Source organism: Pirellulales bacterium, assembly GCA_035656635.1.
Lineage (GTDB): Bacteria > Planctomycetota > Planctomycetia > Pirellulales > JADZDJ01 > DATJYL01.
The window spans coordinates 1-12,085 of the sequence record DASRSD010000169.1; the positions used below are offsets into that span (position 1 = coordinate 1).

Annotated in this window: 10 protein-coding genes; 5 read left to right on the forward strand and 5 right to left on the reverse strand. The window is 56.0% G+C overall.

Features of this window, described 5'->3' with window-relative positions; genetic code table 11:
* Positions 1-138: 138 nt before the first annotated feature.
* The 3 genes from VFE46_17440 to VFE46_17450 form a co-directional block, all read right to left on the reverse strand.
* Complete coding sequence (locus VFE46_17440) at positions 139-729, reverse strand: hypothetical protein (protein ID HZZ29783.1); 591 nt, start codon at positions 727-729, stop codon at positions 139-141.
* Positions 730-829: 100 nt separating this feature from the next.
* Complete coding sequence (locus VFE46_17445; protein ID HZZ29784.1) at positions 830-1,330, reverse strand: hypothetical protein; 501 nt, start codon at positions 1,328-1,330, stop codon at positions 830-832.
* A gap of 109 nt (positions 1,331-1,439) precedes the next feature.
* A complete protein-coding gene (locus VFE46_17450; protein HZZ29785.1) occupies positions 1,440-2,834 on the reverse strand; it encodes a hypothetical protein in 1,395 nt (464 codons plus the stop codon).
* A gap of 349 nt (positions 2,835-3,183) precedes the next feature.
* Between VFE46_17450 and VFE46_17455 the strand changes: the two genes are divergently transcribed.
* Both VFE46_17455 and VFE46_17460 read left to right on the forward strand, forming a co-directional pair.
* A complete protein-coding gene (locus VFE46_17455; protein HZZ29786.1) occupies positions 3,184-4,146 on the forward strand; it encodes a hypothetical protein in 963 nt (320 codons plus the stop codon).
* Positions 4,147-4,165: 19 nt separating this feature from the next.
* On the forward strand, positions 4,166-4,825 hold the full coding sequence (locus VFE46_17460) for a 7-cyano-7-deazaguanine synthase (GenBank protein HZZ29787.1): 660 nt from the start codon (positions 4,166-4,168) through the stop codon (positions 4,823-4,825).
* Positions 4,826-4,997: 172 nt separating this feature from the next.
* On the opposite strand, the gene VFE46_17465 is transcribed toward VFE46_17460, so the two are convergent.
* Entirely contained in the window at positions 4,998-6,281 is a 1,284-nt protein-coding gene (locus tag VFE46_17465; GenBank protein HZZ29788.1) for a MotA/TolQ/ExbB proton channel family protein, read from the reverse strand.
* A gap of 141 nt (positions 6,282-6,422) precedes the next feature.
* On the opposite strand from VFE46_17465, the gene VFE46_17470 reads away from it, so the two are divergent.
* The 3 genes from VFE46_17470 to VFE46_17480 all read left to right on the forward strand — a co-directional run bounded on the left by VFE46_17470 (position 6,423) and on the right by VFE46_17480 (position 10,727).
* Positions 6,423-6,830, forward strand: coding sequence for a 6-carboxytetrahydropterin synthase (locus VFE46_17470; GenBank protein HZZ29789.1), 408 nt, complete (start codon positions 6,423-6,425; stop codon positions 6,828-6,830).
* A gap of 390 nt (positions 6,831-7,220) precedes the next feature.
* Positions 7,221-9,668: a hypothetical protein gene (locus VFE46_17475; protein ID HZZ29790.1), complete on the forward strand. Its 2,448-nt coding sequence runs from the start codon at positions 7,221-7,223 to the stop codon at positions 9,666-9,668.
* 75 nt (positions 9,669-9,743) lie between these two features.
* On the forward strand, positions 9,744-10,727 hold the full coding sequence (locus VFE46_17480; GenBank protein HZZ29791.1) for a hypothetical protein: 984 nt from the start codon (positions 9,744-9,746) through the stop codon (positions 10,725-10,727).
* A gap of 4 nt (positions 10,728-10,731) precedes the next feature.
* On the opposite strand, the gene bioA is transcribed toward VFE46_17480, so the two are convergent.
* Positions 10,732-12,081, reverse strand: coding sequence for an adenosylmethionine--8-amino-7-oxononanoate transaminase (bioA, locus tag VFE46_17485; protein ID HZZ29792.1), 1,350 nt, complete (start codon positions 12,079-12,081; stop codon positions 10,732-10,734).
* Positions 12,082-12,085 lie beyond the last annotated feature (4 nt).

The following is a 12,085-nucleotide window of genomic DNA, read 5'->3' on the forward strand; positions in this document are numbered from 1 at the left end:
CTAGCGAGATTGCGAGAATGATTGAAGCCGGCCAGCAGCATTTCATAAAATCCTCCATTTTCCCCATCATCTAAGACGCATCGAGAGCGCATTTCTTAGAACTGGGAAGCTTCTTAGAGGTTTGACGCCGCCGCACCGCTATTTGTTCCCGTCGTTGAGAATCGATTCGCCATAGATTTCCATTTTGCTGGGGTCGGGCAGAATTTCGCCTTTTGCAGTCCGCCTAAACCCCGGCAACAAATCAATTTTGCATTTCTCATGCTCGGCGGTGACAATCATTGCTTCATATCCGGGCGGTTTTGTCTTTCCCGGCGCTAGCGCAATGAGCCCGCTTTGGACTTCCCAGGCGTTTTTGATTTCGGCTTTGGGATGTCGCTCCTCAATGGCCTGCCGCACCGCCTTGGGCACATCGGCGACGGCAATCGGCTTTTTGATGGTGTTGACCTGATAACTGCCCGATATTCCATCGACCCCCACTTCCAACTGTTCCTTGCCGTCGATCACGGTCAGCTCCCATTCGTCGCTATCAAGCGCCGTACTGAGCAATTGGGCGCTGGCGATTTTGGCGCTGGGAAATTGTCTTTTCAATGCCGCCACAACCGGCTGCGGAACTTCGTCGACCGCAACTTTTTTGGGAAGTTTTTCGCCGGGCGCAACGCCAACCTCGACAGCAACCGCAACGTGTTGAGCAAACAGAACGCTGCTGCATAGCAATCTGGCGATTAACATTGATCGCCAGCATCTGCGCGAATTCAAATTAGTGACATACATAAAAAAGTTACATGCCAAACGTTGAAGGCATTAAGTGGTGCCCACCGCGATGAGCCAATTAGTCACTATTCTGAGATTTCCGCCAACCGCGCCAGGCAGCCGTTCCGAAAATTGCTCCCATCAGCACCCCCGATCCCAGGAACGCCCATTTCGCAAGTTCCTGGTCGTGCCCAATGGCGTCGGGAATGAAATATCCCTCCGGAAAGTAATAGCCGGTGACGGTACTGCCGGCATCAACCGAATCGTAAAATTGCAGCGTTGCAGAACTGTTGATTTCCGCTGGCCGGCTGCCTCGCAAGATAACGTGCCTATAAGGCGTACCGTGCCGGCTCGCGTTGGAATACTTCCGCACGATGGTCAGCTTTTCCGGTTGAACTTCGCCCGCCAGAATGCTCTGCATTTTGGCGGCAACATCTGCTTCCGAATTACCCGCTTTGACAAACACAAAGAGCCCAATCGCAACGGCAGCCACGGCCATCCCGGCGAACATCATCAAGTTTATGAAATTGGCCGGGCGCTGGAGTGATTTCACGTACGGGGCTAAATCGTCTCGTTCCATTCGATGGCGCCGGCTCCGAAGTAATTACCCACGAATTAGACTGAAATGCACCCCAGTATATTCGTAAATTGGACGCGATTATTCCACTGGAAGTTCCCGGAAGCAGCGGTCATTCCGGATTCCCTCCAGGCATGCCGTAAGGGGTTTTGCCGTGAAATTCGCCGGGCCAATGAATTTTCCAGGCGGTAGTTTTGCCGTCCTTCAATTGCGACTTGAGGACAACTGGCAGCGGATTTTCGTGTCCTGGCAGCATGGGAGCGGTCCACTGGAGTTCCGTGGGATTTTCTGGCGTCTTTCCGGCCGCGGCCGCCTGGGCGCCTCCGCTTCCCCCAAATCCACCGCCTCCAAAACCGCCGCCTCCCAAACCGTTCCCAAAGCGGAACTGACCTGCCAACAAATCGTCTGGCGGGCCCAGCAACTCCTCGGCCTGCTGGCGTGTCATTCCCGATTTCAATTCCCCCAGCTCCTGTAGCCCGGCCCAAGCATAGGGCACGGGTGCCCAAAATGATGTCCATCTTGCAGGCGAACTTCTCGAACGCGCCAAGTGTGACAGTGCGCCGACAGCTTTGCGATGAATGTCCGAATCGTCCGGATGATCACGCAAGTAGAGAATTACCGGATCGAAGGTCGCTGAAAATCGCGGTTTGCCAGCCTCCGCCTTCTGGTTTTCATTCTGCTTGTCGACTTCAAGAATGTATTCGGCAAGCTGCTTCAAATACGGACCGTCAATGCCGGTCTGTCCGTTATTGAGATTGCCTACTCGGGCAAGCAAAATCGGCAAGGCGTCGGCCTGGCCACTTTTGGTGATTTCGACTAGCTTTTGTGCCAAACCTTCATTTTCGGCGAGCGTAACTTCTTGGGTGAGGATGCTGGTCATCGGTTCGCCGGACGCTTCACTGGTTTTCACCTTCAACAACGCTGTCCACGCATTGAGTTGGTTTTGTTGTTCCGTCGTCACCGCGTTGTGCCGTTTTTCTACCGGCAACTCCGCCATCGTGTACGTGACTTCCCCGCTTTTAATGCTCCCTTGCCAGGCATCTCGCGGCGGATTTTTGCCAGCCACGACGGTGCACTCAATCCAGGCTTTATAATTGCCGGGGGGAACCAGCGAAAAAGGCGCAACCTGGCCCGTTTTGACATCGACCCAATTCGTATTGCTTTTGGCCAATCGAATCTCCGCGGTATACGGTTCTTCATCCCTGTCGCTGTACCGCTCCCAATCGTCGGAGTCAATTTTCGTTTCCGCATCTTTGAAATGGATTCCGCCTGGATTCCAAGCGAATTCCCGGCCCGTGGACCCTACGATATGTACGTCGGCGAATTGCCATAACGCCGCCATAGGCACTCGTGGCCGGTGACCCAGCTCGACGTCAAATTCTAGGACGAGCTTTAGCACTTCACCAGGGTGATATTCCGTCCGCTTGATCGGCTCCAAACGCACCCCGGCTTTTAGCCCGTCGACCGGCGTCCCCCAATGCGTGTCGGCGTAGTCCGCTGCAATCACCCTCGTGCTTGCCAGCAGAAGTGCCGCGCCAAATGACGCCCGGCAAAAAATTTTTGCTTCCCAAGAAATGGCTGTTAAAAAATGGGCTTTCACGCCTCGCAACCCCTTTCTCCCCTCGAATACTGATTTAACCCTGGAATTTAGCGAAGGTGGCGAAAACAGTTTGTAACAAGCGGTGGCGGGATACGAACTTCGGGTAACTGAGAAAGCCTCGCAGCATGACCGAGGGCATTAGCTAACCTTGCAGCAAAGTGGGGTTTTGGCGACACTTGCGCCCCATTTTTCCGATCTTTTTCCCCTAGTGGCCGTTCGGCCCGAAATCTCGACGTTCGTCCTTCATCGCCGTTGCATGCGCCCATTTCATTTACTCACCGCGCTATCGATCATTGCCTGCGCCGCCTTGGTGCCGCTAGCCGGGTGCGGTTCGTTTAGCCGTTTTGGTCCGGCTGCGCAAAATGTTGTACCCGCGCCGACCACGCTGGTGAATCCGTCGCCCGGTTCCATTCCGATTTCGGATGCCACGGTCGGAACGTTGCCAGGTTCAAGTTCTCCGGTCGTGATTTTGGGCGCGCCGGTTCCCAACAACACGATTTTAGTGCCTGCGTTAAACTACGATTATGTATGGGATCAAATCGTTGACGTGGTCGACGACTATTTCCAAATCGATCAGGAAGATCGCGTCAAGTTGGTGGGCGCTGTGCAGACGGAAGGACGCATCGACACTTTCCCCATTCCCGGCGCCACGCTGTTGGAGCCGTGGCGCAGAGATTCGGTCAACTTTCACGAGCGGCTGGAAAGTACGCTGCAATCAATCCGCCGTCGAAGTTTTGTGCGAGTCATTCCACAGGAGAACGGCTGCGCCGGTTATGTGGTTGAAGTGACCGTGACGAAGGAATTGGAAGATGTGCCGCATCCCATCAATGGATCGGCCGGCGCTTCGACCTTCCGCTACGACACTTCGCTTAATCGCGATACAGAATTCGACACGGATCCGGCCCGCATTCCTGGCGATCCGGCCAGGCCCATTGGTCCGCGGGCCGCCACCGGCGGTTGGATTCCCTTGGCCCCGGATGGCCGTGATCATGGGCTAGAGCAAGTAATTCTCGCAAAAATTCAGGCCCGTTTGGGCGGCGTGCCTTCGGTCCCCGGACCTACGCTTCCAGCAGAACCGATTGCCACGCCGGTCACTCTTCCGCCCGGCGCCATCTCGCCGCAGCCTATGCCGCGAGTATCGCAATTTCCGCCCGGCGCATTTCAATCCACACCGCCCGGCGGCATCTTGCAACCGCAAGAATTGCCCTCGCCGCAATGAATGTGATATATTTCGACACATGACTAACACCCTCGGCGTGCTTGTCAGCGGTGGGCTGGATAGTGCGATTCTGATTTCGTATTTGTTGAACGCAGGGGAACACGTTCAGCCGTTTTACGTCGATTGCGGCCTGCATTGGCAGCCAGCGGAATTGGCGACTTTGCATAAGTATTTGGCCGCAATTGCCACGTCTCGCTTATCGCCGCTCATTACGCTGCAGTTGCCTCTGGCCGATTTGTACGGCGACCATTGGAGCTTGACCGGCCAGAAAATTCCCGATGCGGCCACGCCTGACGAGGCCGTTTACCTGCCGGGCCGAAACCTGCTGCTAATTATCAAGCCGGCCTTGTGGTGCCAAATGCACGGCATTGGCCGATTGGCACTGGGTGTGCTCGGTAGTAATCCGTTTGATGATACTACCGCGGACTTTTTCGCGGCGCTGGAAAACGTGCTCCGCAATCTCGGTCAGCCGCCGTTGGAAATCGTGCGGCCTTTTGCCAACATGCACAAGGAAGAAGTCATGCGCGTGGGCCGCCGCTATCCGCTGGAACTGACGTTTTCCTGCATCGCGCCAGTTGATGAACTCCACTGCGGCCGGTGTAACAAATGCGCTGAACGCCAAGCAGCGTTCCGCATGATTGAACTGCCCGATCCGACGAAATACGCCGCTGAAAACTGAACGGGGAAGAGAGTATTGCAGAGAAGCAATTTTATTGCCGCGAATGAACGCAAATCAACGCAAACGATAAAACAATTCGGCAATGCAATTCTTCGGTTCTATTCGTGTGCATTCGCGTTCATTTGCGGCTAATTCTCCTAAACATGCGATCGCCTGTCTTCGCGATAAAGAATTACGCTGCGCGGCTGGTCTTTTTCGGATCCAAATCGTGCCGCGCAGTCAGCAAGTGGATTGCCGCCGTCAGGCCGTGCAGAGCTTGATCCAGTTGTCCGGTTTCGCGGATGCCTTGGAGATTTTGCGCTAGCGTGTGCTGCACCTTGGCCAACTCGCCTTCGCTGCGGTTCAAACCGGCCAATGCTTCTACTAATTGGGCAAAGTGCGTTTGCAGGCCGCTCATTTGGTTCACCATCGTTTGGCTTTGAGCCGTTTGTTCCTTGCGTTGCAATTGCATGTCGCCCAGCAGCCGCAGCAGTTTTTGCTCGCGCTGGCTATCGCTCTGTTCAAATTGGGCGTGCACTTTGGTGAGCGATTGTTCCCACATTTGCCCGTGTGTTTGCAGGCGTTTTTCGCTTTCCTGTTGCAGTCGGGCAAACGCACCGCCCCAAATTTGCAATTGTTTTTCCAGCCGAGCATCCACGGCCGACAGCGTTGCGTGATTTCCGGCTTGCACGGCGTGCAAAAACGGGGTTAGGCTTTCATCGGTCACTTCAAAGCGGTTCAACAGTTCCAAATCAATGCGCCGACTGATCGAATGGATAATTCCGCGTTCAGTCTTTTCACACATAAACAAACTGAACATCATCGTGATGGCGGCGGCCAAAGCGACCGTGGTGGTATTGAACGCTGTGCCAATTTCGCCCACTACTTTTGCCAGGTTGTCGCCGATTTCGTCCACCGAGAGCCCGCCGAACGCAGAGCCGAAGTGAATGACCGTCCCCAAAATTCCCAACACGGGGGCCACCCAGCAAATAAATCGCACCAGGCCGTAATTGCCGTGCGTTTTTTCTTCGTCCTGCGTAGCCAAATAGCGCAAGTAATCGTGAAATCCGTCGGCCGATTCTTTCTCTTGCAAATAGCCCAAGGTTTTGGTCAGCCGTTGCCCATAGCGCGAATCCAAAAACCACTTGGGGCGGCCCAGCAATTGGGCATACAGAACTTTCGATTGGCCAACCGGTTCTTTGCCATTTCGCTCCGGTAAACCCGGTTGCCGCAGGGCCAATACTTCCAGCGGAAAACCGCACAGTTTGAACACGACATCGACAATGCCCCAAATGAAAAACGTCACCACCACGTACTCCACGATGTGTTCCGTGGTGTAGCGATGAATCAGCGAACCCTTGGGGAATTCGTGATATACAATCACGTAAAAAGCCACCGTCAACAGGGCGGCCACGGCCATCGGCAAATCAACCCAATCGGGCAACGCTTTTTTCTGTTTGTTCTGTGTGTTTGTCATACCTCACCACCTATTTTGCATGTGTGGCAACATGAGAAGTCTGAAACCGCCGGCTATTCATATCAACATGGCCAGTGTTAAAATCATGACTGTCGCCTTTTGATTTTTCTGTCACATTTTGATTGATCTACAAACGCTTTTATGTTTCGGGTTACTCGCGAAATCGATTTTTGTTACGGTCATCGGCTGCTCAACTACGAGGGCAAGTGCCGCTACTTGCACGGCCACAACGGCCGGGCCGTCATTGTGCTGGAAGCGCCGCAGTTAGATTCCCGCGGCATGGTCTTGGATTTCTCCGACATCAAACAGGTCGTAAGCCAATGGATTGACGAAACGCTGGATCACCGCATGATTTTGTGCCGCGACGATCCCGCCGTGCCGGTGCTCAAAAAACTGGGTGAACCGTTGCACCTCATCAACGCCAATCCCACCGCGGAAAACATCGCTAAACTCATTTTCGAATTCACCGCCCAGCGCGGGTTTCCGGTAGTGGAAACTCATCTGTGGGAAACGCCACGCTGTTACGCCACGTACCGGTCTGGAATCTAGTGGTCAGTGATCAGCCAATGTAAAAACTGGCCACAGATCACGTTGTTCTGCAGTTCAAAAAAAACAGTCCGGGCGGCCTTTTGGACCTGACCCGGACTGCGTCCCCCCTGGGATGTCAGCATCGAAGATGCCTAGTCCACCCGGTGCGAAGGTATGTATCGGTCAGGCGGTCAGCGGCGCTTTGGCAATTCTTGCCGATTGCAGAAAGAGTGATGGCCATGTCTCTGGTTTACCCAGCTTGCCACGGGCAGCCGCAAAGCGCTGCCACCGGTAATTCTCTTCATCGACTTTGCCGGTTAAGCCGATCTTTAGGTGGATTAAGACGCGCTGGCTCTACGTCCGCGCGCAGCTTGCTAGCACGAACTGTTTCCAACCTCAACTGTCTCTTCCATGCGTCGCTCCACCGCCGCCGGAACTCACGGCGTTAATTTGATGCCGCTGTTGGACGTGCTGCTGTGCACCATGGGCACGCTGATCGTCATCTTGGGCGTCATCAACCGCGAAGCTCGACTGCATCCAGCTAAGCGAGTGCCTGGCAAAGCTGCGCAACAGCAGCAAGAACTAATTGACGCCAAGGAAGATATTCAGCTGCGCATTGACGAATTAACAACCGCGCGCAAAAAAACGTTGGCCGATGTGGAAGCGAGCCGCCAGAAGCTCGCCGGCATTGAAGACTCCTCGCGGCAAATGGAAGATCAACTTCAATCGCTGGTTGCTGCCGGCAAACAGTTAAAGGCCAGCGCGTCCGACGATCCCCAGCGCGATCTGCTGCGCTCGAAGCTAGCACAACTAAATGCCCAGCGTTTGCAGTTGGAAAAAGACCTACAACACGCCCGCATGGATTCCGCCAATCGCCAGTCGGCCTATGCCGTGGTTCCCTTCGAAGGCATGTATAAAACCAATCGCCGCCCAATTTACATCGAATGCCGCGACGATTGCGTGATTTTACAGCCGGAAGGAATTGTGTTCGGTCCTGGCGATTTTCTCGGACCTGGCGGACCTAGCAATCCGTTGGCATCGGCCTTGCGAGCCGCTCAAGAATATTGGCGGCAAGCGCCCCGCCCCGCGCCGGATTTACCGAACGAACCCTATCCACTGCTGTTGGTGAGGCCCGACGGTATTATTGCCTATTATTTGGTGCGCGATGCCATGTCGTCCTGGGATGCGGAATTCGGCTACGAACTCGTTGGGCAAGATTGGAAACTCGAATTCCCGATGCAAACTGAACCGCAATTGAAAAACCAGGAAGAACGCGCCGTAGCCGACGCCCGGCAACAACTTCAATGGTTGGCGAAAATTAGTCCGGAATTGTTCTCCCGCAAAGCGAGCAAAGTGGAGTACCATGTTTCCCCTTTTCGCGGCGGCGTTGTGCGCGATGGGGGACCTTCTCTGGGAAGCGATCCGTTTGCGGATGACCCCTTGGGCGGCTTTGGACGAACCGGTGTTCGAGGTGGCAACGGCAATTTTGCCAATGGAGGCAACAACCCCAATGGAATGCAGGCCTATGGTGGAAATGTGTCCGGTAGAAGCCTCGGCGGAAATAGTGCTTTTGGGAGCGGTCCCTCTGGCAACGGCGGTTTTGGACAAAACGGTGCCGGCAACGGATTAAACAGTGGCGACAGATACAGCAGCGGAAGCAATAGCGGACCGGCTGGAAACGGATTGACCGGCACCGGACCCGGCGGCAACGGTCTTGCCGCGAACGGACCAAATGGCGCTGTTGCATTGACGGGTCCGGCAGGCAGCAGCGGGTTGGGCGATGGTCCCGGCTTTCCAGGCGATCAAACCAGCGGTTCAGGCAGCAGCAACTACCTCAATAATGGCGCTACAGGTAGCGGAACCGGTTCCGGCAATGGACCGGAATTTGCCAACATCGGCCCGCGTTACGCCGGCACGGGCAACGGCACAAACGGTTTCGGAAATGGAAGCGGCAGCGCCGGAAGCAACGGCAATTCCAAATCTGGTGGCGGCGCTTCCAACACAACGAACGGCAATATGGCGAACGGCAATAACGGATCGGGCGGCAGCGGCAGTCCCAGCGAATATGGCGGCGTTCAATTGCCGGCATCAGCTTCTGGTCCATTGGTCTCCGGCATGGCATCGAATGGCTCTGGCATGGGTTCGCCCGGCGCCGGATTGCCTGCCACGGCTGGTTCAACAGGTTCGATGGGGTCGGCGGGTTCATCGCCGGGCGCGCCCGGCAACCAGTATCAATACCTGGCCAGCTCCGGATCGAGGGGCGGCGGTCCTTACAGCGCGGATGGCAACTCTGGATCGTCTAGCGGATCGGCGGGTGGCAGTGGCGGCGTGTCTTCATCCTCGGGCGGCGATTCGTCCGGCGGCAGTTCGTCCAGCAGCATGATGGGAAGCCCCGGCAGCAATTCCGAAATGCCCAGCGGCTCACCTTCCATGTCGTTCGACCTCACGCCGCAACAGCAACAAAACGCTTCGTACGACCCAGCGACACAACAGCAATCAAGCTCTTCCCACAGCATGGCGAAAAATCGTGGTCGCAACTGGGCTTTGCCAACGAGCCATGTTTCATCGGTGCCCATCCAACGCCCCATCCGCGTGGAATGCTGGCCCGATCGACTTGTGCTGGTTCCCGATACCCGCGATCTGCAACCCCAAGTAATTCCGCTTGGCGCGCGGACCGAAGACGCCGTCGAGCCTTTGGTCGGCGCCGTGCGCACGTATACCAAAAGTTGGGGCATTGCCGGCCGCAGCATGTACTGGAAGCCGCAGTTGGTGTTGAACGTGAATCCCAACGCCGAAGCCCGCGCCGCCGATTTACAAACCCTGCTGGCCGACAGCGGCTGGGACGTGCGCCGAAAATAAAACCAACTTATCTTCCCGGTTAGCCGCGAGCCGACAGGCGAGCGCGTTAAATCACCACCTCACCCACCCACTCTCATGCAGCGCGACGACAGCACCAATATCGAACATGCTGGGCAGGACTCGTTCCTGGATATCACCACCAATATTGTCGGCATCCTGATTATTCTCGTGATGGTGGTCGGCATGCGGGCACAAAACCCCATCGTGCAGGAATCTACCACGCCCGTGCCAACTGCGGAAGAGTTGGGATCGCTCAGCAAGCAGGCCGCGACCATCGAATACGACGTCCGCCGCATGGGCCAACAAATGGAAGCCCTCGATCAAGACAGCTCCGCCAAAAGTACGGCCCGCGAATCGCTAGCCACGCTAATCGCTGCCGCGGAAAAAGAACTCGGCGATCGTCGCGCACAATTCGATTCCTCGAAGCAGGAAGATTTCGACTTGCGTCGCCAGGTGGAGCAAAGCCTCGCAGCGCTGGATCGCGGCGAAGCGGAACTCAAAGACCTGGAATCGCAAAAGCCGCCCATTCAGGAAGTTCGCCATTATCCCACGCCCATCAGCCGCATGGTATTAGGGCACGAAGTCCATTTCCAGCTGCTGGGCGGACGGATTGCCTATGTGCCCATCGACGATTTTGTCGACGATGTGCGTTCCAACTTGCGCACCTCTGGCATGGACTTGAACAACATCGCCGACCGCGTGGGCGTGGTCGGCCCGCGCAATGGTTTTGAATTCCGCTACACCATGGATACCGTCAGCGACCGAGGCCGCATTGTCGGACTACGGGCCAAAGAATTTCAGATTGTGCCTGCCGGCATGCAGGAAGGCGAAACGTTCGAAAAGGCGATGCTGCCGAATTCGGACTTCCATCGGGCCCTGGCCATGCACAGTCCGCACGACACCACCATTACCATGTGGACTTATCCCGACAGTTTTGAACTTTACCGGCAGCTTAAGGAAGAATTGCACCGGCTGGACTTCGCCACGGCGGGCCGCCCGCTGCCCATGGGCGTGCTCATTGGCGGCTCTGACCACGGTACGAAATCGTCGGCACAATAAGCAATCAATTGCTTAACGTGGCCTCAATCCCGCGGCCTACCGCCGCGCAAATCCGATCTAGCTCATCCAGCCGAATCGCCAGCGGCGGCATGATGACCACCACATTTCCCAGCGGGCGAATGAGCACGCCTTCCGCCAGGGCCGCTTCGCAAACTTGCCATCCGCGACGCTCTTCCCAAGGATAAGGCTCTTTCGTTGCTTTCTCGCGCACCAACTCCACGCCGGCAATTAACCCACACTGGCGTACATCCCCCACCTTTGGATGCCGCGATAGTCGCGCTAAATGTTCCGCCAGGCGGACAACCTTTGGCTGCATGTTCGTTAGCGTCTGTTCTTCCTGGAACACTCGCAAATTTGCCAGGGCCACCGCAGCTCCCAAGGGATTGCCGCCATACGTGTGCCCATGGAAAAACGACCTTGACTCCGCATATGTGCCCAAAAACGCGCGCCAAATTTCGTCCGTTGTCAGCGTTGCCGCCAGCGGCATGTATCCGGCGGTAAGGCCCTTGGCCAGACACAAAAAATCGGGCGTCACCTGTTCGTGTTCACACGCAAACATCTGCCCGGTGCGGCCGAAGCCTACGGCCACTTCATCGGCGATCAGCAACACATTGTATTTCGTGCAAAGTTCGCGCACGCCGCGCAAATATCCGGCCGGATGGGTGATGATGCCGGCCGCACACTGCACGAGCGGCTCCAACACTACTGCGGCAATCTGCTGATGCTGCTCCATCAATACCCGCTCCATCTGGCCCAAATAGTGTGCCAGCGCGGTTTCGCTTGTGACACCTGGCGGCAAGCGATACATCTTGGGCATCGGCACACGAATGACTTCGAACAACAGCGGCTTGAACATGGTCTGGAACCGTTCGACGCCGCCAACGCTAACGCTTCCCAAGCTATCGCCGTGATACGCATCTCCCAGCGCCACATACAGTGTTTTTTCCGGCCGCGGATTGGGCCGTTGCCGCCAATATTGAAACGCCATTTTCAGCGCCACTTCGACGGCCGTGGCTCCATCATCTGAAAAAAATACGTGCTTCAAACCCGGTGGAGCCAAATCGACCAGTCGCTTTGCTAACTCGATGGTTGTCGGATTCGACATGCCCAAGTTCGTCACGTGAGCGACACACGCCAACTGTTCCACAATCGCCGCATCCAACTGCGGATGCCGATGCCCATGCAAATTGCACCATAGGCTGCTCGTGGCGTCGAGATATTCCCGTCCGTCAATATCGACTACGGTGCAACCTCGCCCGTGCTCCAGAATCAGCGGCTTGTACTCCGCCATTTGCGTAAAAGCATGCCACACAATTTCGCGGTCCCAACGGAGCAGGTCGTCGCGTGTCGGCATACTT